We start from the raw sequence: 23275 nt of genomic DNA, 5'->3' as shown, positions 1-23275 counted from the left end.
ACCGCTTTTCGTATCAATGACGGTGCTCGGGTGGGATTGGCAAATCATAATCTTGAATTTTCGGGCGCTGTCCACCTCGTTTTCGGTATTGCTTCAATTGGAATACAAATGCCAAAACCTGAGCGACGGCAGTAAACAACCCATCGGGGATCTCTTGCTCGAGCTCTGTCGTGTGGTACAACGCACGAGCCAAAGGTGGTGCAGGCACAATCGTAATGTCATGTTCGCGGGCGACTTCTCGAATCTTCATCGCCATGTGGTCAGTACCTTTAGCGATCACGACTGGCGCACGGTCTGTCTTCTGTTTATAACGAAGCGCTACCGAGAAGTGCTCTGGGTTAGTAACAATAACATCAGCTTGAGGAACATCCGCCATCATTCGACGTTGAGCCGCTTCCCTTTGCAACATACGAATACGGCCTTTCACTTCCGGCTTACCTTCAGTCTCTTTGTATTCGTCTTTGACTTCTTGCTTCGTCATTTTTAACTGATCAGCGTGCTGCCAGATTTGAAATGGAATATCGATGGCAACCACAATCAATAGCGAGCAACTGATCAGCAGAATAAAGTTCAGCAAAATATCTAAAGCATGGAAGATGTTTTGCGGATACACATCCATGCTCAATTGAATCAGATCGGCCTGCGATGCTTGGATCAAATAGATGGCGACACCAGTGACCAGAACCACTTTAAGGATTGATTTGATCAACTCTACCCAGCTTTGCATTCCAACCATTCGCTTTAAGCCGCTAAGCGGATTCATTTTCGACAGCTTGGGCATGGCCGCTTGGGCAGAAAAACTGATTCCTCCCACACCTGCTGCTCCAATCATGGCGGCGGTAAACAATGTCGCTAACACCAAAAATAGTGGGAACAACAAATCACTCATCGCGCCCAAAGCGATATCAAACAGTTTTGCAGTATCGAAAATCTCTTCTCGTTGAAGATCAAATAAACGGCTCATGATGGAAAACAATGAACGTGCTAACGCCTCGCCAAACCACATCAATGAAATGGCGCCAACGATCAGCACAGATGCTGATGCCAGCTCTTTAGATCGAGCGACCTGCCCCTTTTCTCTGGCTTGTTGTAACCGTCGGGGCGTGGCTTCTTCGGTGCGTTCCTGACCGTCTGATTCTGCCAAATCTTAGCACTCCAAGCGAATAAGCCGACAAATCTGCGCCTCACCCACTGTCCAGAACATTTCATAATGACTGTATAGACCAGCCAGTATGTACCAACAAAGTAATAGACCCACCATCAAAGCAAAAGCAAAACCAAGCGAGAAGATATTCAGCTGTGGTGCGGCACGGGTCATTACACCAAACGACAAGTTAATGGTCAGTAGCGCAATAATGCCAGATAGAGACATACTCAGTGCCGTTTGGAACATAATACCAAGCCAGCCTGCCATTTCACGGAAATCAACCGCGTTGAGCGAGCCGGAGCCAATCGGCAAAGTTTTAAAACTGAACACCACCAATTGCAGCATTTTTAAGTGTCCATCGGTGGCAAGGAAAAACATTGTCGTTAAGAACATGAATAACTGGCCAAGCAATGGCGTGTTCTGACCATTTGCGGGATCAACCATAGAAGCAAAGCCCAAACTTGATTGCATACCCAATATTTGACCAAGTAGGACAAAGGTTTGAATCATAAATTGAGTAACCATACCCATCGCTATGCCGATGATCATTTGCTCGGCAATGGTCATGAAGCCACGAAACGAGAGTAGCTCAATGTCTTGAGGTACGGCGGGGATAGCTGGCATGACAGCGAAAGTGATGGCTAAACCGAGGTAAAGGCGGATTCTTGGCGAAACAAATCGGGCCCCGGTTACTGTCATCACCATCAACATGGATGAGATACGAACATAGGGCCAGAAGTAGTTTGCGATCCAATCTAAGACAACGCTAGTGGGGTACTCCATAGGCGCCTCTAATAAAGCACCTGAGGTAAGCGTTCAATCAAGCCATAGAAATATTCCATCAACATTTGCGTCATCCAATGCCCAAACAGCATCAGGGCCAAAAGCGTGACAATCAAACGCGGTAAGAAGCTCAATGTTTGTTCGTTGATGGATGTCGCAGCTTGAAAAATCGCGACTACAAGGCCGATAAGCAAGCTTGGGATGATAATAGCGCAGACCATGATAAGCACCATCCAAAGTGCTTCACGGAAAAGCTCGACAAACATTTCTGGTGTCATGTCTTATCCTCTATCTGCGCTTATCTAAAGGGCAAAGCTGCCCGCGAGTGTCGAGAGTATCAAGTTCCAACCATCGACCAATACGAACAACATCAACTTGAACGGCAACGAAACAATCATTGGTGACAACATCATCATACCCATTGCCATCAGTACCGAAGCGACTACAAGGTCAATAATCAAAAACGGCAAGAAGAGCATAAAGCCAATTTGGAATGCAGTTTTTAGCTCTGAGGTGATAAAAGCCGGAATCAATACCGCCATCGATACATCTTCTGGATTCTCGACTTGCTCTCCTGACATGGTTACAAACGTCTCCAAATCTTTGATTCGCGTCTGTTTAAGCATGAATGCTTTCATTGGCGCTTGTGCAGCATCAAACGCTTCTCGCGCCGTGACTTGCTCGTTCAAATAAGGCTGAACAGCTTTGTCGTTGATTTCGTTCAGGACAGGAGACATAACAAAAAAGGTCAAAAACAGCGCAATACCAATAATAACCTGATTAGAAGGCGTTTGTTGCAAACCCATTGCCTGACGCAATATCGACATTACCACCACAATTCGAGTGAACGAGGTCATCAGAATCACCATGGCAGGCAAGAAGCCAAGCATGGTCATTAACGCTAAAATTTGTAGTGTAACTGAGTAGTCTTCACTGCCATCAGGGTTCGTGGTCATGGTGAATGCTGGAATACCACCGCCACTAGAAACGGACATAGAACGGCTAGCACCAGTATCACTTTGCATAGCCTGAACTGTAACACTACTTCCATCGGCTAAGTTATCTGGCAGCGCTGACTCCTCTGCTTCAGCAAAGGTAAATGAAGAAAACAGCACGCCGACAAAAAGTAACAACGTACTCAGGAGCAAACGAATTGGATTACCCTTTGTCATGTTTTTTGATCAGCTGGCTAAATTGAGTCGCAAAAGCATTGGTCGCCAACTCTTCCTCTTTCAGTGGCTTATCTAACTTGGCTAAAGTTTGGATCGATTGGCTAGTAATCCCAACCAAAAACTGTTCTTCACCCACTTGAACTACTGCGATTCTTTCTTTTGTACCCACTGGCAACTGACTCACTATACGCAAGCCCTTTTGTTGTCCCATCGCTGGCACTTGCATACGTTTCAGCAACCAAGCCAGCAAAAGAATCACGCCGATTACAAGCACAAGCGAGCCAAGTGTCGTCGCAAGATCCAGATTATTTGGTGCGGCAGCAAATGCATAAGGAGCACTTAGCATTAAGCTCAGTGCTCCAGTGATTTGCTTCAATCGCATTTTGATTGAACGACTCATCTTAACGCAGCTTCTTAATTCGTTCAGTTTGGCTGATCACATCCGTCAAACGGATACCAAACTTATCGTTGACGACCACGACTTCGCCGTGAGCAATCAAAGTACCGTTAACCAATACGTCGAGCGACTCACCGGCTAAACGATCCAACTCAACAACCGAACCTTGGTTAAGCTGCAACAGGTTCCGAATGCTAATTTGAGAACGACCGACTTCCATCGAAATCGTCACCGGGATATCCATAATAGTGTCGAGTTTACGACGCTCATCTTCGCTAATTGGGCTTGAAGTGTCTTTTAGCTCTTCCAGTGGCGCAGCCAATACTTCATCTACGTCTACAGAAGGGGCAGACGGGTCTTCGCCAAGAGCGGCTGCCCATTCGTCTGCTAGCTTTTGATCGTCACTTGGTTCCATTTTTCTATCCTGTGTTACGCCTTACTCATGCCATAGCATGTCTATTTAATAAGGTATCTTAATGATCTATATCGTCTTCACTCTCAAGCTCGGACATGATGTCTTTACCTAAGAAAGCTAAATCTGTTTTGACGACATGTGGGCGCTCAATTTCCTCAGAAATTTGCACCGCTAATTTGTCTTCCGAACGACCCATTTTTACGCGATAGGTCGGTAGGTCTTCTACAAACATCGTCGCATGTTCTGGCATTTCAATCGGGATGATATCGCCCGGTTGCAGCTCCATGAGATCACGCAAAGAAATGTCTTTTTCGAGCAAGTTCACGCGGAAGTTAACCGGACAATCCATGATCTCTTCACGTAGTGCTGAGCTCCAGCGAACGTCCGTTTCCATCTTGTCGGACTGAACACCTGCATCCAATAGTTCACGGATAGGCTCAACCATGGAGTAAGGCATAACGACATGAAAATCGCCGCCACCGCCGTCAACTTCTATATGGAAGGAACTCACGACAATCACTTCTGTCGGGCTGACAATGTTTGCCATACTCGGGTTTACTTCAGAGTCGAGATATTCGAACTCTACCCCCATCACTGGCGACCACGCTTCTTTATAATCTTCAAATACAATTTTCAGTAACAACTGAATGATGCGGCGTTCCGTTGGGGTAAATTCACGGCCTTCTATTTTGGCGTGAAATCGACCATCACCGCCAAAGAAGTTTTCTACCAGAATAAAGACTAAACGAGCCTCCATGGTGATCAACGCAGTGCCTTTTAACGGACGAAAACGCACCATGTTCAAACTGGTTGGCACGTACAATGTGTTCTGGTATTCACCAAACTTCATCATCTGCACGCCATTGATCGACACCTCTGCCGTTTTACGCAGCATATTAAACAGACTAATACGCATGTGCCGTGCAAAGCGCTCGTTGATAAGTTCGAGCGTCGGCATTCGACCACGTACGATTCTGTCTTGCGACGAGAAATCAAAATTGACGGCACCCTCAGTGTCGTTTTCTATCGGTTCATCGACGTCATCAACATCGTCAACCCCATGCAATAGCGCATCAATTTCGTCTTGGCTTAATAGATCGGTCACGTTTTACCTATTGAATAACAAAATCTGTAAACAGTACTTTTTCAATCACTGGCTTACCGACCGCAGCATTCAGCGCTGCTTTGATATCTTCGGAAGCACGATCGCGCAATTCCACTCGTCCTGTAGGAGAGCGCAATTGATCAACCGTCGCGGAAGCAAACGTTGATAGCATAGAGCTTTCAATCAGTGGCGAATGATACCGCGCCAACTCTTCATTTTCTGCACCGCGAACCATTAACTGCGCTTTAATTTGAACCAGCCTATCGCGGCTATCCCCAGTAACGTTAAATACAAATGCCTGAGGAAGATTCACATACGCGATGGGCGCAGCATCCGATGCCTTCACTTGAGCCTGTTGAGACGATTCAGCCTGAGCAGGTTCATCAGAGCCCATTAGAAAAAATGCCGCTGCCCCGCCACCAAGTAGTAATACTACAACAGCGATGATGATGATAAGTAACTTGCTTTTTCCTTTCGGCGCATCGGCCCCTTGTAACTGTTCTTCTGCCATTCTTGTCTCTTATTGTTTTTTTGAGTTACCAAGACGTTTTAGTGAGTTGCTTGGTAACCATATTCCATTGCCGTTAAACGGCCTTTTATGCGTAAAAACTAATTCCATCACGCTTTGAAGCGACATTCAAATCCAGATTGACATCAGATTCAAAACCCTCTTCGGACTGTCCAGAGAAACCGCCACTTTGCGCGCTTTGACCATGTTGTTCAGCAGTATATCTACCTTGCTGTTGCCCGCTGTTTTGTTGCTGGACGGAAGAATCAGCCAGCTGCATACCTTGTTGCGCTAACATTTCTCTCAAACGAGGGAGCGTCTGTTCAATAATGTCACGAGCTTGCGGGTTGTTCACTGTAAAATGTACATTGGCAACGTCATTATTCATGGTCATACGAATTTGCATACGACCTAACTCTGGTGGATCAAGACGAATATCGAGATTTTTCAGATTCTTCGACATCATCATTTGCACTTTTTCCGCAACTTGCTCGTTGGCTAGCTCTTTAGTTAGTTGCAACGGAAGCTGAGCTTGTTGTGCAGCATCAATACGCGCTTGTTGCTGTACATTAATTCCTTGCTGACCTGCCATAGCCTGAAGCTGTCCAGCGAAACCGTGTTGGAGATCCGGCTTATCTTGTTTATCCGCAGTCGCCTTTAGCGCACCAGTCGACAATGCTGCGTTCATCACTTTCTGGCTAATCTCTCCGTCTTTCACACCTTGAAGCGACGTCGGCACTTGCGCGGCTATCAACGTATCGGGCGTTGAAGATAATGCGACTTTATCTCCACTATGAGCAGCTTGTGGCTGGGGTACTTGAGCCGCTGTATGCTGGATTTGCTGAGACACTGCCATAGGTCCAGCCTGGCGAGTTAAGTTATGTTGTACTTGTTGCTCTGCTAGAATCTGTTTAATGTCATTAGGGAGCGCAACAAATTGGGCAAGGTCTTGCTCAGGAATATCCGCCGTGATCGTTCCTTGTTTCAACCCTTCAATGATCTGAGCTTCTTGCTGAGTCAGTGGTTTTCCTTGCGCCAACTTAGTATCTATAACTTCAAGTTCATCCAAGGAGACTCGTGGAAGCGCGTCGATGTTGGAACCATCAACGTCTGTTAACAACGGCGACAGATCATTAGCTACTTCACCACTGACTGCGCTCTTAGCCGTCGGATGGCTGGCTTGTTTCGCTAGCTCTTGCCAAGCAGCAAACTCAGGCGAAAGTTTGTCGACATCGATAGGTTGACCATTCTTATCTAAAATTGGCTCTAAGTCTTGTCCTGGGATCATCTGTGCTTGTTCAAGCGAATGAACTGATGGCGTTTCATTCAAAGCCAGCTCATCAAGGTGTGTCGAAACGGTTGCTTGCTCGTGGAACGAATGCACTAAATTCGCGCTCTGAGGCAAAACTTTGCCACTATCGATGGATGCATTACTCGCATTCAGGGTTTGATTCGCTTGTTCAATTCGACCAAGAAGCTGTTGTCCTTCGCCCATCGTGCTTTTTACGTCCATTGTATTTGATGGGTCACTCGTATCAATTGATGTTGATTTCACTTTTTCAATAGCTTCAACATCATGCTCCAAAGGTGTGCTGTTACTCGCCTTTTGTAAACTTACTTCTTCACTTAAGGTTGCATTCGGTTTGTTTGCTGATATTTCATCAAAATCATGGGTCCCGTCACTGACGGATTCTTGGCTTTCTTGCGCCAACAATTCGTCCGAGACGTTAGCAGAAGAAGTACTGCCTACATCCGCTCTTTCTTTTTCTTCAACCACTGTCGATTCTGTTGCTACTTTTTCGGGCTTTTGTTTACCAGCAAATGCATCGGTTAACGTTTCTAAAAATCCCTTGCTCTCAGTGCTCTCTGCGGACGCTTTAGCGGACACATCAGAAACTGGCGTCTTGGTAGTCGCAGATACATGGGACAAATTCACACTCATTTAGAAACTCTCGTTCTCGTGGCTCTGAGCGTATCGCTGACAGACAGCAATACTGGCGGCAAACAAAGGTCAAAAAGACCCGACACTGACAGCTAAAATGCAAAAATCACACCACAATATTGAGCCAATTCTCGGTAAGCTAATAGATGGCATGTTTATGGAACAAACATCAACAGTACTATCCGAGAACCTGGTTCCTAACATGATGTACAGCTACTTGATTGACTTTGAAAAACGATAAGCGTAAACAGACATTTGACTTAACAATTAAGGAATCACTTTGAAGATCACAGAATTACGCCAATATAGAATCAGAGCAGGCAAAACAGAACAGTGGCTAAGTTGGATGAAGGAAGAACTGTTGCCCTATCAACGCTCACAAGGCATGCGTGTACTGAATACTTACGTCCACACTGGTGATGATGGACATGACTATTTTGTTTGGCTTAGAGAGTTCGACAATGAACAAGCACGCCAGGCTCTCTACGAAAAAACATACAACGAGTGGTGGGTTCGCGAGATTCGACCGAAGGTATTTGAGCTAATTGAACAAGACTCAATCAAAGTTACCTTACTTGAATCGGTAGAGATGTAGTCAACTGCAACACCGTAATGCAATATCGAACCGATAACGTTTAGAAACGATGTGGTTTTCGACTATAAAGTAAGGTGGAAAACTCGTCCATTTGCTTTTGTTCGCGCTTAGCTTCAGCAAGTTGTTTCTCTTTTTCGCGTTTATCTATCATCCACTCATAGGATTTGCGTTCTTTACGCACGGTTAACCAATATTCTTTACAGTTTTCAACCTGCTCTTTGAAATGACTTTCTGCTTGCTTTTGCTTAGATAAAGTTTCATCTAGCTGGGTAAGGAATCGATTTAAGTGTCCATATTGACTTGCCGTTAGGCCCGCCTGACCACGGTCGACGAGTTGCTGGCAATAATCAAGCCGATACTTTTCAATTTGTTCAACCTGACGGTAATAATCTTCGAGTTCAGAACGCGCTTTGTTCAGTGCAAGCACAGCTTGGTCTTCACGATCCTTAGTTTGCTCAAGTAGAAACTCCATCGCATTATTCATGCGCTATCACCCACCCAAAATGTTTCTAAGCATATTGACGCACATATCATATGACACTGATTCTTTCATGCTCTGCTGCAAGTATTCGTCTAACTTCGGTTTCAAAGTAAATGCGCCATCAATAGCAGGATCGGTACCCGGTTTGTACGCTCCAATCGAGACCAAATCTTGATTCTTGCGACAAATAGACAAGACCTGTCGCACCGCTTTTGACATCAGAACGTGCTCTTCGGTCGTGATTTGCGGCATAACACGGCTCACCGACTTCTCGACATCAATCGCCGGATAATGGCCTGCATCCGCCATTTCACGAGAAAGTACAATATGGCCATCAAGAATAGCTCGCGATGCGTCCGCTATCGGATCTTGCAAATCATCCCCTTCGGTCAACACGGTAAAGAACGCCGTAATCGAGCCTTGCTCGGCACTTCCATTACCCGCTCGCTCAACCAGCGCTGGCAGCTTGGCAAATACAGAAGGCGGGTAACCTTTCGTCGCTGGCGGCTCACCAACAGAAAGTGCGATTTCACGCTGTGCTTGTGCAAAACGAGTCAACGAGTCCATCAATAGCAGAACATCTAACCCTTGGTCTCGGAAGTATTCAGCAATCGTTAATGCCGTTTGGCACCCCTTTAAGCGCATTAGAGGTGAAGCATCGGCAGGCGCCGCGACCACCACTGAGCGGCGACGACCGTCCTCACCCAAGATCTCTTCGATGAACTCTTTAACTTCACGTCCACGCTCACCTATCAGGCCGACGACCACAACCTGTGCGGTGGTGCCTCGCGTCATCATGCCAAGCGTGACCGATTTACCCACACCAGAACCTGCAAACAGACCGATACGCTGACCTTTACCAACCGTCAACAAACCATTGATGGCTTTTAGGCCAACATCGAGCGGTTCAGAAATTGGTTTTCGAGCCAACGGGTTGATCGGCTCGGCATTAAAAGAGGCACGGTGATCGGTATACAAAGGGCCAAGTCCATCAAGTGGATTCCCAACCCCGTCTATCACGCGCCCAAGTAACTCCATGCCGACAGGCAAACCAGCGTCACTGGTTAAAGGGGTGACCCTCGCGCCAGGTAAAATGCCCGTAATTTGTTCGCTTGGCATTAAAAATAGGTTGTCACCTGAAAAGCCGACAACCTCGGCTTCCATCTGACCTGACATGGTTTCCACTAAGCATAAACTGCCAATTGGTGCGCGACAGCCGGTCGCTTCCAACGTTAACCCAACCACACGCACCAGTTTGCCAGAGGCGACAGGGCGCGTCGTAAGGCCTTCAACTTTGTAGCTTTTTAAGCGGTCAGCGAGTGCTTGCATGGATTACTCACCCTCTTGATGACGGTTTGCGCCACAAAAGCTGTGCAATACGCTTTTGACGCGTTCTTCCATGCGATAATTAATGCTTGATTCACCGGCTTCAATCTGGACGTCACCTCGATTGAGCGATGGTTCAGCAACTAACGTCCAGTTGCGACAATCAAGGTCTTCTTCACCATAAGCTGAACGAATAATCGCGACATCTTCTGGATTCAGGTGCAAGGTAATAGGGTGGCCTGATATTGGTAGCGCCTCGACCGACTGCTTCACTGTATCTAAAATAATTTGAGGGTTGGTTTGTACTTCAACGTGCACCACTTCTTTGACTAAGCAGAGCACCATATCCACCAGCTGCTTTTCAACCTGAGCATTCATCAACTCCAAAGGTTGAGCAAACTGATTGGCCAAGTTCATAAAAGTTTCAACTTGCTGCTGAATGTATTCTTGCCCTGCAGTTACCCCTTCAGCTTTTCCGAGCTCGAGACCTTCAGCATGGCCGGCTTGCAACCCTTCTTCTTTACCTTTGTCGTAACCTTGCTTAAAGCCAGCTTCCTGACCTTGATGTAAGCCTTCTTGATAAGCACCTTGCTTAATCAGTTCAATTTGCTCTTCGGTTAGCGCAAGTGGCTGCTCTTCTTCAGGCTCATCAAAATTCGGCACCCATCCCGGGTCATAGTTGAACGCGGTTTGTTTTGCTTGTTTGGCTTTAGGCTCGCCATAATCAGGCAGCCCCCAACGTTGAGGTTCGATCATCGAATCATCTTCATCAGGACGGATAAATCCACGTTTTCTATCGCCAGCCATGGGTTACCTATTGTGTGTTCGATTAAGAAGTGAGGGTGCTCCGCAATAGGATAATTGCGAAGCAATAGAAATTATAAGAATTCGTCAGCACCGCCAGACAACATGAGCTCACCAGCATCCGCCATTCGACGGGCAATTGCTAAGATTTCTTTCTGAGCGGCTTCTACATCTGCCACTCGAACTGGCGGCATCGCTTCTATATCATCACGCATCATATCAGCAGCACGTTTAGACATGTTCTTGAAGACTTTCTCACGTAACGAGTCATCTGCACCTTTGAGTGCTTTTTGCAATACGTCTTGTGGTACGTCACGCAGCAACTTCTGAATACCTTGGTCGTCCACTTCGACTAAGTTTTCGAAGACAAACATTAGGTCTTGGATTTGCGTCGCCATGTCTTCGTCCTGATCGCGAATTTGTTCCATCAACAAACCTTCGACGTTGTTGTCTAGGTAGTTCATGATCTCCGCTGCTGCTTTCAGGCCGCCAATTTTGGCTGCTTGTGCACCCGCTTGACCCGCGAACTGTTTCTCCATGATTTCGTTCAGCTCTGCCAATGCTGATGGCTGAACTTCTTCAAGGTTGGCAATACGCATCATCAGATCCAAACGCACGCGCTCAGGAAACTGAGACAAAATCTCTGCAGATTGGTCTGCTTCTAAATAAGACAATACGATAGTTTGAATCTGTGGGTGTTCATTGACAATAATGCTCGCCACTTGGCGTGGGTCCATCCATTTCAAAGAATCCAAGCCTTTTGAGCCCGTACCAAGTAGGATCTGGTCAACTAAGTTGTTGGCTTTGTCTTCACCAAGAGCGGCAACCAATGCATTACGCATAAAGTCTTCGCTGCCCATACCAATGTTGGTGTATTTCTGGATATCCTCCAAAAACGCACGATGAACAGCAGATACCTTGTCTTGGCTGAGATCCTTCGCGCGAGCCATCGCACTACCAACACGCTGAACCTGTTTTGGTTCTAGGTGACGGATAATGCCAGCTGCATCTTGTTCATTAAGGCTCAGTAGCAAAATTGCCGCTTTTTCTTCGCCAGTAATGGTTGAAACATCCAGCTCTACTGGCATTCCCGCGGCGTTGTCATCTTGAGGTACGATATCGTTAGCCATTGTCATTCATCCAGTTTTTCACTACTTGAGCAGCCAGTTCAGGTTCATTCGCAACCAGAGCGCGAACCGCTTTCAATACATCTTCATCTTTATGAAGGTTTGGCAAATCAATACTTGAGCCAAACTCGAACAGTTCGCTGCTTTCGATGTCACTGCCAATCAAGCTAGTTTCACCATCCGCACCAATCGGCAAGCCGTCTGGTCCGTACATTTCGTCTTCATCATCGCTGGTAGGGTTAAGCAATTTCTTCATTGCTGGGCGAACCAGAACCAACACAACCACAATAATCACTAATGCACTTGCGAACCAACGAACCCAATCACTGAAGTTAGGGTGCTCCCAAATTGGTGGTTCTTCTAGCTGCTCAGCCTCTGGCTCAGCAAACTTTACACTCAATACATTCAGTAAATCGCCACGACCTTGATCAAAGCCGACGGTACCAATTAATACTTGGCGAATGGCATTGATTTCAGATTCGGACATTGGGGTATAAGTCACTTCACCCGTATCAGGGTTAACTTGACGACGGTCTTTAATCGCAACAGAAACGGTCTGACGAGCCACCGTCCCGGTCTGCTTTCGCTCGTGGCTGATGGTGGTATCTAGCTCAAAGTTACGCGTGGACTCTTTACGAACTGAACCCTGCCCCATGACAGAACCATCTTTCATTTGAGCCACATCTTGCGGAATTGAGGCATCCGCTGGAGGCTGATTACTCAACGCACCCGGAATACCCGCTACCATGTTACCGTTATTGTAATCTTCGAGTGCGTACTCACTGCGGGTCGCAGGGGTGTTCGGATCAAAGCGTTTGCGAGTTTGTTCAACCGCACTGAAATCCATTTGGATATCAACCTGCGCCGTATAGTTGCCATAACCTAAAATGGGTAATAGTACGGAATCAATTTTTTCGCGCAGCGCTTGCTCTTGGCTGCGTTCTAATTCTTGTTCTTTGCGTCGCGCCGCAGAAGCGGGATCTTGGGAGCCTGAGCTGAGTAAGCGGCCATGCTGATCTGTGACGGTAATTCGAGAAGTTTTCATTCCCGGCACGGCACTCGCTACCATGTCGACAATAGAATCCACTTCTTGCTGCTTAAGGTTCGTGCCTGTCGACAATGTCAAAAATACCGACGCAGACGCTTCCTGGTTATGACGCACAAACACGCTGTGCTTTGGCAGTGCCAATAACACTCGTGCTTTGCGAACTTGCTTCATTTCTTCAATTGCTTGAGCTAATTGGCGCTCTCGACTGAGTTTGAGACGCTCTTGCTCGAGACGTTGTGAAACACCAAAACCCATGTCTTGCAGCAAAATATCATCGCCCGCTTCTGTAGCTTGGTTAACGCCGGAACGAACCATGCCAAGTTTGATCGAGTTGTACTCACTCGATTCAACAGAAACAGTATTGCCATCAAGCTTATAATTGATTTTCTGCTGGTCCAGATAATCCAGAACGGGGATCAATTCTTCGGTCTCATACGCACCAAGTGGGCGCATCTCCGGTTCTTTGACCCAAAAGAACAGCATCACGATCAATGCAACACAGATGGAGATCGACAGCACAAGCACAACCTGACGAAGTAAATCGAGGTCGCCCACTGCCATATCGAATTTTGACGCACTGCGCTCCTCTAGATCTGGATTTTGACTCTCCACATCCACATCGGAACTTGCTACCAGTGCACCATCTGAGCCGCCTTCAGTGACGGTTAAATCTGTAGACTTGTCTGCCACACTTATTACCTAAATTACACTGGCATGTTCATGAGGTCTTTATATGCCTCAACGAGTTTATTGCGAATTTGAACCGTCGCATCAAAAGCGACACTAGACTTGTTACGAGCGATCATAACGTCAGAAAGGGATACATCGGCATCACCACGATCAAAACGGGTTTGTAAATCACCAGATGCTTTTTGAAGTGTGTTCACGTTATTGATGGCTTTAGTTAGGAGATCGTTAAAATCCGCTCCAACTTTCGCCCCACTTGCAGTAGGAGCCGTATTGGTTGCTTCTACCATCATGGCGCGCATTTCTGCCTGAATACCATCAATTTTCATTAGCACCTCTAAGCCAAAAGATTGACTATTAACAAAACTGATTATTGACACAGCAATTAACGTGCCATAAGACATTGGCAATCAATTTACTTACACTTTTTGTCTTATGGCCGTTGTCTGTGTTAATTCGGGATATCTATACCAGCATCACGCATTTTGGCAAGCTTATAGCGCAAGGTTCGAGGGCTTATACCCAGTTTCTCCGCCATTTCTTTGCGTCGACCATTACACTCAACCAAAGTCTCCAAAATAATGGCGTATTCTTGATCGCGCAGCTCGCTGCCTAAGCCTTCTCCACCAGTTACTGGGCGGCTGACACTCTCAGCTTGAGCAACTGGCTTAACATTGGGCACGACCATATCTGCGTTTTGCACCACATGTTGCAAGCTATTGGCATCTTGCCAATCTACGCCCTCAAGCAAAATGTGCTCTGCATCGATGTCGCCATTTTCACTTAATATCAGCGCTCGTTGAACCACGTTATCCAATTCACGAACATTACCCGGCCAAGGGTATTGCAATAGTTTTTCTAACGCAACGGTCGAGAATTGAGGCACTGGCATGCCCATTTTGCTGCAATGACGCTCAGCAAGATGCTTGGCAAGCGGTGCAATATCGTCTTTACGTTCTTTAAGTGCAGGCCACGCAATTGGGAATACATTCAGGCGGTAATATAAGTCCTCTCTGAAGTTTCCTTCTGACACGTATTGCTTAAGATCACGGTTACTCGTCGCTAACACACGAACATCTAACTTGATGCTTTTGCGACTGCCTAGGCGCTCTACTTCTCGCTCTTGCAAAACACGCAATAACTTCGCTTGCAGGTTCAAGTCCATTTCGCTGATTTCATCAAGCAAGATTGTGCCACCTTGCGCTTGTTCAAACTTTCCTGGGCATGCCTGAACAGCACCAGTAAATGCGCCCTTTTCATAGCCAAACAGTGTTGCTTCGAGCATATTGTCAGGAATCGCGGCACAGTTAATTGCGACAAAAGGACCATTTTTACGATTTGACGCGTTGTGAATATAGCGCGACATCACTTCTTTACCTGAGCCACTCGGACCTAGCACCATAACATTCGCATCTGTACGTGCCACTTTATCGGCCAACGCGAGTAAGCGCAGACTTTTCTCATCAGCAACGATGGCATCACCGTTGTCATCACTTTTTATCGGTGCATAACGACTGACCATATTTAGCAACACTTCTGGTGCAAATGGTTTCGCCATGTAGTCAATCGCGCCATCTTTCATTGCAGACACGGCATCTTCAATGTTGGCGTACGCCGTCATTAGCAATACTGGTAAGTTAGGCCAATTCTGCTTGATGCTTTTGAGCAGAGCTAAGCCACCCATACCCGCCATTTGCACATCAGAAACGACGATATCAACCGTATTCGATTTCAGCTTCAACAGTGCATCTTCAGCACAGTCCGCTTCCAACCACTCATACCCTGCCAGAGCCAGAGTATCGACTAGGGCTTCACGAAGACCTTCATCGTCTTCTACGATCAGCACTTTGCTTTGCGCCATTATGATTCTCCAGAAATTGTTATTACCAAAAGCCGCTTATTGCGCTTCTGTTTGCACTCGCTCTAGCGGAATGCACATGGTGAAGCAGGCTCCATCACCCTGCTCTGAAATAAGTTCCAATCGACCGTCATGGGCACGGCAAACCATTTGAACAACTGCCAACCCTAATCCAGTTCCTTGAGAACGTGTGGTAAAAAATGGCTCCATGATTTTGGCTTGCAGTTCTTCGGGCACTCCCGGTCCGCTGTCTTGCACAGAAATGCGTAACTCACCATTTACCGGGCGGAAAAAAATATCGACTTGCGATTCTTTACCAGACATTTGAATCGCATTCATGACCAGATTACTTAATGCGGATGCAATGGCGTTCGCATTGCCTAGTAGCTCAGTTTGTTCTTCTTCCACTTCTAGGCAGTAATCAATACTGTTGTTTTTTAGCGCGGTTTCGACCATCGGCTGATATTCCGCTACCAACTGGGCAATCGTGAATGGCTTAATGACTTTATTATCACCACCTTTAGCAAAAAGCAGCATATCATTAACCTGCTTTTCCAAATCGTGCAGTCGATCCATTAATTTGGTTTGGAAGCGATCTTTTGTCGCTGGAGGAAGATTTGGCGCTCCCAAATTGGATGCATATAACATAGCGCTCGACAGCGGCGTTCTTACTTGGTGAGCAAGCGACGCAACCATACGTCCTAACGACGATAAGCGCTGTAAATCACTGACACGAGCTTGAAGTAAACGGGTTTCGGTTAAATCGGTAATCAGGATCAATTGACCTGTTGTAGACGCCGAGATGGCGAGTCGAACTTTACGGCCATTCCGCAGGGAAACTTCATGGCCATCATCTTCACGTGGGTCAAACACCGCCTGGATAACGTTGAACCATTTTTCGTTAACCAGTGGAATCTCAAGAATTCGGTGCGCTTCTGGATTTGCTTCACGCACTACTCCGTACGTATCGAGCAAAATCACTCCAGCAGGCATCACATCGAGCACCTGTTTGTAGCGCTCAACCTGATTCTCTACGGAATCTAAATGGGATTGATTGGTGTTGTTATCCATTACTGCCTGTCGAAATATCGCCGCTAAAACTAAAATAGCTTGGTAAGCAATTAGCGTACCAAGCTATTCTTTATATTTATCAGGACGTTAAGCTATCGACAATAAGTTGACACTCAGAGATAACGGTTTTGGATGCCAGAAAAACGATGTTAACTAGCACAAGTGATAATTCAGATATCGTCTTAAAACTTCACTTTACCTAGCGCTGTAAGTTGTACTTACGCATTTTTTCCACCAGCGTAGTACGTCGCATACCCAGCATGTCGGCCGCTCTTGCTACAACGCCACCCTGCGCTTCTAATGCTTGGCTGATCATATTAACTTCTAAATCAGCCAGCAGCTCTTTCAAATTAACCCCTTCCGGTGGCAGCGCTTGCGGGGCGTTCATGCTGTGATCAAGGTCGTCTTGATCTTCAAAGCTAAAATCTTCAGAGAAGATATCTTGGAATACATCACGCTCTTGCTCTTCCACCGAAACAAATGGATTGCTCTCTGGTTGGAACTCTGGGATGTCACTGTAGCGATATTTTGTTGGTAGATGGTTTACATCCACCAAGCTATTTGGATACAGAATAATCATTCGCTCAACAAGATTAGCCAACTCGCGTACGTTGCCCGGCCAGTTATGCTCCATAAGTGAGTTGATTGCACGAGGTGTAAAGCAGATAGGTTGTCCACCTTCCGCCTCTAAACGTGTCATCAGTTCTTGCAGCAGCAATGGTATATCTTGTTTGCGCTCTTTCAGCGCTGGCATCTCAATTGGAAACACGTTCAGGCGATAGAACAAGTCTTCTCGGAACGTGCCTTCTTCAATCATATTTTCTAGATTACGGTGTGTCGCCGCCACCACTCGAACATTTACCTTGATGGTACTATTGCCACCTACACGTTCAAAGCAGCGTTCTTGCAATACACGAAGCAACTTTACTTGCATCGACATTGGCATATCGCCAATCTCATCAAGAAAGATCGTGCCACCGTCTGCGAGCTCAAATCGACCTTTACGGGCAGTTAACGCACCAGTAAACGCGCCTTTTTCGTGACCAAATAATTCGCTTTCTAGGAGCTCAGGCGGTATTGCACCACAGTTAATAGGTACAAATGCGCCATCGCGGTATGAAGAATGATAGTGGATGTTACGCGCAACAACTTCTTTACCCGTACCGGACTCACCTAAGATCAACACGTTTGCTTCTGTGTTTGATACTTGCTCAATCAGGTGTCGAACTTCTTGAATACCTCTACTTTGACCAACTAAGCTGCGAAAAAGCGTGTTTTTGCGTGCACTAGCAACAACATTCACTCCTTTTCGCCCCAGAAAATCTTTGCAGTGGCGTAACGCTTCACTAAGCTGTGGGTAATTAAGCGGCAGCTCTAGTTCACCAACAAAATTTGGAAGATCATCAACAGGCAAAGGAAAACGGCCCATGACTAGAAGAGGGATGTGGTAAGCGCTGTTTAAATGAGAGATAACCGTACTCGCCGCTTGACCTGCTGGAATATTACCAACAATACAGCACGACCATACGCTAGACCAATCAACATCGCTGAGCTGATCAGAACTGACCGCTTCGCAATTTTCTCCAACAAATTCCAATATATTGCTTAAATTTAAACGACTTGATGCGTCATCATCAATTACAAGCAGCTTTGCCAAACCATGCATAAGTAAGAATGATTGCCTTTATTTTAGGTGCGTTGCGGCCAAACCTTGATTTGCGCAATTGGGTGCTCAAGAAGGCAGAACCACCACACTCAATTTACGATAGACAAAATAGGAAAATCAGCAACAAAAAAGCCATTAGGGCTACTAATGGCTTCTATTTTATTTGAATATAAAAATAAGGCAACCAAGCAATGGAGAGGTGTGAGCTTGATAGAAACTTTGCTACACAACTCGTTGCGCAATTGACAAATATATTCGTCTAGTATCTTAACGCATTGTTTTGACTATTAAATACCAACTTCAGCAGCGGTAAGATTGTGAAACTCTGTTGGGATTTGGTCCCAAGCGGACTTGATCTCACGGATAATGTCGATAACGTCGTCGATCAGCTGAGGCTCATTTTGATGGTTAGCAGCAGAAATTTGCGTGATCATAAACTCATACAGTGAATCTAAGTTTGAAGCAATATCACCACCGTCATCCATAGATAGACAGCTGCGTAGCGCGATAATGATGTCTAACGCTTTACCCAAGCGCTCACCTTTTGCTGGAATATTGCCTGCTTGCATGGCTGCTTTACCTTGAATAAGGCGCTCAATCGCACCAGCCATAAGCATTTGAATGACTTTGTGCGGAGAAGCCGCGCTAAGCTGGCTGTCGACTGATACCTTTTTGTATGCTTGCAAAGAACCGCGCATAGTAATCCTCTTTTAAATAAATTTTTTGTACTGCTGAAGTGAACGCTGGCCATAACGAAACTTATGGAGCTCTTTTCCGACCTTTGACGTTTCCGATTGCATCAGCTCGACAATTCTTTTGGTACGAGTTAGCAATGCTTGCCACTCTGCATCCTGCTTAACCAAAGGATTTTGATGAATAATTGGTAACAGGTTTTGCAATAACCGTTCCCTGATATCGACCAAGCGAAGAATTTCTTCAGCATTAAAATCAATTTTTTCTAATTCTTGCGTAATTAGTTGATCTATATCACTAATTTCAATGAGTTCTTTTTGCATTTATTAACCCAACGCACTCATCAAAGCGCCCAACTGGCCCTGCATTTTACCGGTCGCATCTTGCATCGCGGTAAACTTCGCATGAGTACGCTTCTCTAGGCTTTCCATGCGGCGATCTAATGCCGCTTGATCGTCACTCAAACGGTAATTTTGTTCTGTGAGACTTTTTTCTCGAGTACGAATACTGCCTGTAATACCTGTGATACCGTGAATCGCATCTTCTACTCGTTTAGCAAAACCTGTGTTGCCACCGAAGAACTTTTCTAACTCGTTGAAGTTATTGTTCAACTGGCGGTCTAGCATGTCATAGTTGATTTCTAGTGTGCCTTGACGTGTGGTCGTAATGCCAAATTCTGTTAAGGACTTTAGGTTTTCAGGTGCTTTATCGATTCGAGTAGAAAAAACCGATTTTAATCGTGAATCTGCACTGCGTACGGTGCTGTCACCTGACAATGGCCCTTTTTGACCAGTTACCGGATCCACACTCGCCAACGCTTGGGAGGTTTGATAAAACGAGTTATACGCTGCCACAAAGTTTTCGATATCGTTGCGTACACTTTGACGGTCGTACTCGACACCAATTTCAGCAGGCGGTTTATTCGGTTCTGATTTGCCTTTTAGTGTTAAATCAACACCTTCGATCGCATCTTCAATCACATTGTTGTGGCTAGATAGCTTTGCCACGCCATCAAGCAGAACTTCTGAATCTTGCCCTGCTTGTACTTCTGTCATCCCAAGGTATTCTTCAAAAGCAGATTGTGCCTTTGCGATTTTCGCTTCTGCTTCATCAATTTTTTCCAGACGCTCACGTTCTTGAGGATCAAGTTTAGCGCGATGAATTTGCTTAGCTTGCGCTTCGGAAAGTTCACCACGTGCCACTTTTTCGTCTAACGCTTGCTTTTCACTCGCAATTTTTTGCTCGATTTCCGCTTTTTCTTGCTCAAGAAGCTGCTTAGCCTCTTTCGTCGTAACGTAAGAATCGGTTAGGGTGCCCGATGCGGCATTATTCCAGCCTGGTACATCTGGTGCCTTCTCTATTGCCTTTTCGTCGAGTTCGAGCTCTGGTTCTTCATAAGAGTCCAACAAAGTACCTGACGCAGTTTCTGTCCACCCTGGAATTCTGTCTTCAGGGCGTAAATTCGCGCGTCGGTTGGCTTCATCAATGGCTTCTTGACCAGCTTTGGCTGCTTCTGCACCCGCCGCAGAGATTGGCGCTTGCGATGCATCATCTTGTACATCGTCTGCCGCTTTTTGCTCTTCTGGAGGTAGAGGATTGCCGTTTGCATCCAGCTCTTCTGCTGGTTGTTCCGGAAATTTAAGAGGACCTAAGACATCTTCCGCCGCTGAACGAGCTTCTTCAAGCGCGGTGACGCGGTCTTCAAGTGTTTGGTATTCGAAATATTTAAGAGGGTTGCCTTTTTCTGCCTCCACACTGACTCTGATTTGATGATCCTTACCAGAGAGGTTAGAAGCAAGGATAAGGCGTGGACCTTCGACGTCGTTAATAAGAGATGCACGAACGCCAGGGTTATCTTTAGCGCCATTGATGCCACGTACGACATCGATGAGCTTAGATCGGGAACGAACATCGATATTAAAACGCTCATCACCAAGCGAAATCTGCAGCTTACCAGGGCCAAATTTTGCGTCTTCTGGCAATACGTCAGAAGCGACTTTATGGCTCTGAGCAAGCTGCAACACATCGATAGCATATTTGCCAGCGATAGCATCTGTGGTTGCCGTGGCAGATACGATATTGTCATCGGTCGTTTCGACAGTGCGAACGGCAAATGCTTTCTCCTGACGAAAGTTCGCCATGAGATTTTTCATCGTATCCAATGATTCTCTGAGTCGTCCGTAAGCACTGATACTGGCATTAATTGTCGTGCGTTCGTTGTCGATGCGTTGCTGCTTTGGTACGCGTTCGGCATCCACAATTTTGCTGACCATGGAATTAATATCCATGCCGCCAGACATCCCCAAAGGGCCTAAACTCATCAAATCACCTCTAAAAACGACTTACACTTTTTCAGTCAACAACCCGCTGTTGGCTGTGTGCTCAGCTAGGCGACGCAATACCACTAGCATTTCTTCATCAGGAATTTGACGAATCACGTCACCGGTATTGGCTTCATAAATCGTCACCACATCTCGTCCGGATTCTTCATCCACTCGAAATGCGACTCCTTTGTTTATGGACGTTACAAATTCATTCATTTGTGCGACCAATTTTTCACGTTCTTCTTTGTTTAGTTCTTGACGGCTTTCAGCCATCTCGATCGCAGCTTGAACAGAGAAGTCGTATTCGGTGTTTTTCGCTTTTTGCGGCGAAATCTCACCATTTGAATTTGCTGGGCTAGACGTGCCTATATCATTGCCATTTTTATTTGCAAACTTTGTGCCATTTGGCGTGCCGTAAGGCTGGATGTTCGATGCGTAGGAGGATATATCCATTACAATCTCCCTTCCACCTTATGGGCTAACGATAGAATCTATCGCTTTGGTGCCCCAGCACTAAGGTGTTGACCTCAGGCTGGGTTTACCACTTAGCCCAACAAGCTTAGCGCTGCAGATGGAGACTGCTTCGCTTGAGCCAGGATTGAAGTACTTGCTTGCTGAAGAATTTGCGACTTAGTCATCGCAGTGGTTTCCTTCGCGTAATCAGTATCTTTAATACGGCTTTTAGACGCGTTAACGTTCTCGTTAATGTTGTCTAGGTTGCTGATTGCGTGGTTGAAGCGGTTTTGGAAAGCACCGAGTGAAGCTCGTTGGCTGTCTACGGACTTAAGAGCGCCGTCGATAACCGCTACTGCTTCTTGAGAGCCAGCTACTGTGGTTACGTCGATGTCTTTCACTGTTACGTCTTTCGGACCACCAAAGCCGATCTCGTCTGCTAGGTTGCCAGAAAACTCAACATCACCTTCAACTTTTTGAGAAGAAGCAAATACTTGTAGTTTGCCATCTTCGCCAACAGAGGCTTTTACATCATCGTTTTGACCGTTGATGTATGTCGCTAGCTGTTCAATATCATCGCCTTGCTTAGCGCTGATTGATAGCTCTTTCTCTTCACCCTGCTTGTTGGTGTAGCTCATTTTGAACTCTGTTTTCTCACCAACAGTCCAAGATGCGTCTTTACCCTCTTCTGCTGCGTAGCTCTTACCACCCATTGCTGAAGTGTCTGAGCGTAGGTTACCCATAGAAAGCATCACTGCTTCACCTGAGTCCGCACCGATTTGGAAAGATTGAGTACCGTAAGTACCGTTTAGAAGCTTGTTACCACCGAAAGAGGTAGTTTCAGCAATACGGTTTAGCTCGTCGTTTAGCGCTGTTACTTCTTCTTGGATCGCTACACGTTCTGCTTTTGAGTTAGAACCGTTCGCAGATTGAAGCGAAAGATCACGCATACGTTGTAGGATGTTGGTAGATTCATTCATTGCACCTTCAGCAACCTGTGCAATAGAAATACCGTCGTTTGCGTTTTTCACTGCCATGTCTAGGCCACGGCTTTGTGCATTCAAGCGGTTTGAAATCTGTAGACCTGCAGCATCGTCTTTCGCGCTATTGATTTTATAACCCGAAGACAAACGCTCCATTGATTTTTGTTGACCGTCAGCTGCCTGGTTTAGGTAACGCTGTGCAGTCATCGCAGAAACGTTAGTATTAACGTTAATCGCCATAATTGATCTCCTTAAGGCTTTAGTGAATGTACCATCGTGTCTCTCACCTCACTTAGGTACATCTCATTTCTCTCAGTCCCTTTAACGGCGACCGATGAATATCCTTTAGAAGAAATTTTCAATTTTTTGCGATTATTTTCTTTGGCTTACTGAAATGTGATGAAGCTCTAATGTCGTGATTCGCAGAAATCCTGGGGCCCCAAAAGACAGAAAAAAACCCAGCCGAAGCTGGGTTTACTCGCTCATCTCTCACCACGAGCCAATGAGGTTCTCGTCTTAGGTTTGAAATTAACCTAGCAGACTTAGCGCTGAGTTTGGCGCTTGTTTCGCTTGCGCAAGGATTGAGCTTGACGCTTGCGATAGAATTTGTGACTTGGTCATTGCCGTCGTTTCTTTCGCGAAGTCAGTATCTTTGATACGGCTCTTCGACGCATTCACGTTCTCGTTAAT

The 23275-nt window shown here is 46.1% G+C and carries 26 protein-coding genes; 2 read left to right on the top strand and 24 right to left on the bottom strand.

Annotation, left to right across the window (positions count from 1 at the left end; genetic code table 11):
- Positions 1–13 precede the first annotated feature (13 nt).
- The 9 genes from flhB to R7P67_RS18845 all read right to left on the bottom strand — a co-directional run bounded on the left by flhB (position 14) and on the right by R7P67_RS18845 (position 7469).
- Entirely contained in the window at positions 14–1144 is a 1131-nt protein-coding gene (flhB, locus tag R7P67_RS18885; RefSeq protein ID WP_005380490.1) for a flagellar biosynthesis protein FlhB, read from the bottom strand.
- A gap of 3 nt (positions 1145–1147) precedes the next feature.
- A complete protein-coding gene (gene fliR / locus R7P67_RS18880) occupies positions 1148–1930 on the bottom strand; it encodes a flagellar biosynthetic protein FliR (RefSeq protein ID WP_005384463.1) in 783 nt (260 codons plus the stop codon).
- Between the two features lie 8 nt (positions 1931–1938).
- Positions 1939–2208 (bottom strand): flagellar biosynthesis protein FliQ, encoded by a 270-nt coding sequence (gene fliQ, locus R7P67_RS18875; RefSeq protein WP_005380488.1) that lies wholly within the window; start codon positions 2206–2208, stop codon positions 1939–1941.
- A gap of 24 nt (positions 2209–2232) precedes the next feature.
- Positions 2233–3102: a flagellar type III secretion system pore protein FliP gene (fliP, locus tag R7P67_RS18870; RefSeq protein WP_136977001.1), complete on the bottom strand. Its 870-nt coding sequence runs from the start codon at positions 3100–3102 to the stop codon at positions 2233–2235.
- The gene (gene fliO / locus R7P67_RS18865) at positions 3089–3502 is read right to left on the bottom strand and encodes a flagellar biosynthetic protein FliO (protein ID WP_005380480.1); all 414 of its coding nucleotides are present in this window, start codon (positions 3500–3502) and stop codon (positions 3089–3091) included. Before fliO ends, fliP begins: the two co-directional genes overlap by 14 nt.
- Before the next feature lies 1 nt (position 3503).
- Positions 3504–3914, bottom strand: a complete 411-nt coding sequence (gene fliN, locus R7P67_RS18860; protein ID WP_005380479.1) for a flagellar motor switch protein FliN — start codon at positions 3912–3914, stop codon at positions 3504–3506.
- Between the two features lie 58 nt (positions 3915–3972).
- Positions 3973–5019: a flagellar motor switch protein FliM gene (gene fliM, locus R7P67_RS18855; RefSeq protein WP_005380478.1), complete on the bottom strand. Its 1047-nt coding sequence runs from the start codon at positions 5017–5019 to the stop codon at positions 3973–3975.
- A 7-nt stretch (positions 5020–5026) separates the two neighbouring features.
- Entirely contained in the window at positions 5027–5530 is a 504-nt protein-coding gene (fliL, locus tag R7P67_RS18850) for a flagellar basal body-associated protein FliL (RefSeq protein WP_005380477.1), read from the bottom strand.
- Between the two features lie 85 nt (positions 5531–5615).
- Positions 5616–7469, bottom strand: coding sequence for a flagellar hook-length control protein FliK (locus tag R7P67_RS18845; RefSeq protein WP_262653321.1), 1854 nt, complete (start codon positions 7467–7469; stop codon positions 5616–5618).
- Between the two features lie 97 nt (positions 7470–7566).
- Here R7P67_RS18845 and R7P67_RS18840 point away from each other — a divergent pair, with 97 nt between their 5' ends.
- On the top strand, positions 7567–7710 hold the full coding sequence (locus R7P67_RS18840; RefSeq protein ID WP_005394314.1) for a hypothetical protein: 144 nt from the start codon (positions 7567–7569) through the stop codon (positions 7708–7710).
- Positions 7711–7749: 39 nt separating this feature from the next.
- Positions 7750–8064, top strand: coding sequence for an NIPSNAP family protein (locus R7P67_RS18835; protein WP_005380475.1), 315 nt, complete (start codon positions 7750–7752; stop codon positions 8062–8064).
- 40 nt (positions 8065–8104) lie between these two features.
- On the opposite strand, the gene fliJ is transcribed toward R7P67_RS18835, so the two are convergent.
- From fliJ to R7P67_RS18760, 15 genes are all read right to left on the bottom strand, one after another.
- Positions 8105–8548, bottom strand: a complete 444-nt coding sequence (fliJ, locus tag R7P67_RS18830) for a flagellar export protein FliJ (protein ID WP_005380474.1) — start codon at positions 8546–8548, stop codon at positions 8105–8107.
- A gap of 6 nt (positions 8549–8554) precedes the next feature.
- Complete coding sequence (gene fliI / locus R7P67_RS18825; RefSeq protein ID WP_132936877.1) at positions 8555–9874, bottom strand: flagellar protein export ATPase FliI; 1320 nt, start codon at positions 9872–9874, stop codon at positions 8555–8557.
- Positions 9875–9877: 3 nt separating this feature from the next.
- The gene (gene fliH / locus R7P67_RS18820) at positions 9878–10678 is read right to left on the bottom strand and encodes a flagellar assembly protein FliH (RefSeq protein ID WP_005380472.1); all 801 of its coding nucleotides are present in this window, start codon (positions 10676–10678) and stop codon (positions 9878–9880) included.
- A 71-nt stretch (positions 10679–10749) separates the two neighbouring features.
- The gene (gene fliG, locus R7P67_RS18815) at positions 10750–11805 is read right to left on the bottom strand and encodes a flagellar motor switch protein FliG (protein WP_005380470.1); all 1056 of its coding nucleotides are present in this window, start codon (positions 11803–11805) and stop codon (positions 10750–10752) included.
- On the bottom strand, positions 11798–13540 hold the full coding sequence (gene fliF, locus R7P67_RS18810) for a flagellar basal-body MS-ring/collar protein FliF (protein ID WP_005380462.1): 1743 nt from the start codon (positions 13538–13540) through the stop codon (positions 11798–11800). Before fliF ends, fliG begins: the two co-directional genes overlap by 8 nt.
- Positions 13541–13554: 14 nt before the next feature.
- On the bottom strand, positions 13555–13866 hold the full coding sequence (gene fliE / locus R7P67_RS18805) for a flagellar hook-basal body complex protein FliE (RefSeq protein ID WP_005384482.1): 312 nt from the start codon (positions 13864–13866) through the stop codon (positions 13555–13557).
- Positions 13867–13988: 122 nt separating this feature from the next.
- Positions 13989–15398, bottom strand: a complete 1410-nt coding sequence (locus R7P67_RS18800) for a sigma-54-dependent transcriptional regulator (protein ID WP_262653320.1) — start codon at positions 15396–15398, stop codon at positions 13989–13991.
- A 36-nt stretch (positions 15399–15434) separates the two neighbouring features.
- Positions 15435–16466, bottom strand: coding sequence for a sensor histidine kinase (locus R7P67_RS18795; RefSeq protein ID WP_005380459.1), 1032 nt, complete (start codon positions 16464–16466; stop codon positions 15435–15437).
- Positions 16467–16665: 199 nt separating this feature from the next.
- Complete coding sequence (locus R7P67_RS18790) at positions 16666–18132, bottom strand: sigma-54 dependent transcriptional regulator (RefSeq protein ID WP_005384490.1); 1467 nt, start codon at positions 18130–18132, stop codon at positions 16666–16668.
- 287 nt (positions 18133–18419) lie between these two features.
- The gene (fliS, locus tag R7P67_RS18785) at positions 18420–18830 is read right to left on the bottom strand and encodes a flagellar export chaperone FliS (protein ID WP_005380457.1); all 411 of its coding nucleotides are present in this window, start codon (positions 18828–18830) and stop codon (positions 18420–18422) included.
- 12 nt (positions 18831–18842) lie between these two features.
- A complete protein-coding gene (locus R7P67_RS18780; RefSeq protein ID WP_213866398.1) occupies positions 18843–19148 on the bottom strand; it encodes a flagellar protein FliT in 306 nt (101 codons plus the stop codon).
- Positions 19149–19151: 3 nt separating this feature from the next.
- Entirely contained in the window at positions 19152–21146 is a 1995-nt protein-coding gene (gene fliD, locus R7P67_RS18775) for a flagellar filament capping protein FliD (RefSeq protein ID WP_262653317.1), read from the bottom strand.
- A 21-nt stretch (positions 21147–21167) separates the two neighbouring features.
- Positions 21168–21602, bottom strand: coding sequence for a flagellar protein FlaG (gene flaG, locus R7P67_RS18770; RefSeq protein WP_005384493.1), 435 nt, complete (start codon positions 21600–21602; stop codon positions 21168–21170).
- Between the two features lie 92 nt (positions 21603–21694).
- Entirely contained in the window at positions 21695–22825 is a 1131-nt protein-coding gene (locus tag R7P67_RS18765; protein ID WP_005380449.1) for a flagellin, read from the bottom strand.
- Between the two features lie 288 nt (positions 22826–23113).
- Positions 23114–23275, bottom strand: a 162-nt coding sequence (locus tag R7P67_RS18760; RefSeq protein WP_254845721.1) for a flagellin, incomplete at its 5' end; no start/stop codon positions are given.

The sequence above is a fragment of the Vibrio sp. Vb0937 genome (assembly GCF_033338855.1).
This window is presented reverse-complemented; position numbering and strand designations above follow the sequence as displayed.

What these genes read in the sequence shown, in the direction of transcription:
- fliG (WP_005380470.1), bottom strand. Translation starts at nt 11,805, where the DNA reads ATGGCTAACGATATCGTACCTCAAGATGACAACGCCGCGGGAATGCCA.
- fliJ (WP_005380474.1), bottom strand. Translation starts at nt 8,548, where the DNA reads ATGAATAATGCGATGGAGTTTCTACTTGAGCAAACTAAGGATCGTGAA.
- R7P67_RS18765 (WP_005380449.1), bottom strand. Translation starts at nt 22,825, where the DNA reads ATGGCGATTAACGTTAATACTAACGTTTCTGCGATGACTGCACAGCGT.
- fliH (WP_005380472.1), bottom strand. Translation starts at nt 10,678, where the DNA reads ATGGCTGGCGATAGAAAACGTGGATTTATCCGTCCTGATGAAGATGAT.
- fliI (WP_132936877.1), bottom strand. Translation starts at nt 9,874, where the DNA reads ATGCAAGCACTCGCTGACCGCTTAAAAAGCTACAAAGTTGAAGGCCTT.
- fliQ (WP_005380488.1), bottom strand. Translation starts at nt 2,208, where the DNA reads ATGACACCAGAAATGTTTGTCGAGCTTTTCCGTGAAGCACTTTGGATG.
- fliN (WP_005380479.1), bottom strand. Translation starts at nt 3,914, where the DNA reads ATGGAACCAAGTGACGATCAAAAGCTAGCAGACGAATGGGCAGCCGCT.
- fliE (WP_005384482.1), bottom strand. Translation starts at nt 13,866, where the DNA reads ATGAAAATTGATGGTATTCAGGCAGAAATGCGCGCCATGATGGTAGAA.
- fliS (WP_005380457.1), bottom strand. Translation starts at nt 18,830, where the DNA reads ATGCGCGGTTCTTTGCAAGCATACAAAAAGGTATCAGTCGACAGCCAG.
- R7P67_RS18780 (WP_213866398.1), bottom strand. Translation starts at nt 19,148, where the DNA reads ATGCAAAAAGAACTCATTGAAATTAGTGATATAGATCAACTAATTACG.
- fliP (WP_136977001.1), bottom strand. Translation starts at nt 3,102, where the DNA reads ATGACAAAGGGTAATCCAATTCGTTTGCTCCTGAGTACGTTGTTACTT.
- fliO (WP_005380480.1), bottom strand. Translation starts at nt 3,502, where the DNA reads ATGAGTCGTTCAATCAAAATGCGATTGAAGCAAATCACTGGAGCACTG.
- R7P67_RS18790 (WP_005384490.1), bottom strand. Translation starts at nt 18,132, where the DNA reads ATGCATGGTTTGGCAAAGCTGCTTGTAATTGATGATGACGCATCAAGT.
- fliD (WP_262653317.1), bottom strand. Translation starts at nt 21,146, where the DNA reads ATGAGTTTAGGCCCTTTGGGGATGTCTGGCGGCATGGATATTAATTCC.
- R7P67_RS18840 (WP_005394314.1), top strand. Translation starts at nt 7,567, where the DNA reads ATGCAAAAATCACACCACAATATTGAGCCAATTCTCGGTAAGCTAATA.
- R7P67_RS18795 (WP_005380459.1), bottom strand. Translation starts at nt 16,466, where the DNA reads ATGGATAACAACACCAATCAATCCCATTTAGATTCCGTAGAGAATCAG.
- fliL (WP_005380477.1), bottom strand. Translation starts at nt 5,530, where the DNA reads ATGGCAGAAGAACAGTTACAAGGGGCCGATGCGCCGAAAGGAAAAAGC.
- R7P67_RS18800 (WP_262653320.1), bottom strand. Translation starts at nt 15,398, where the DNA reads ATGGCGCAAAGCAAAGTGCTGATCGTAGAAGACGATGAAGGTCTTCGT.
- flaG (WP_005384493.1), bottom strand. Translation starts at nt 21,602, where the DNA reads ATGGATATATCCTCCTACGCATCGAACATCCAGCCTTACGGCACGCCA.
- R7P67_RS18845 (WP_262653321.1), bottom strand. Translation starts at nt 7,469, where the DNA reads ATGAGTGTGAATTTGTCCCATGTATCTGCGACTACCAAGACGCCAGTT.
- fliR (WP_005384463.1), bottom strand. Translation starts at nt 1,930, where the DNA reads ATGGAGTACCCCACTAGCGTTGTCTTAGATTGGATCGCAAACTACTTC.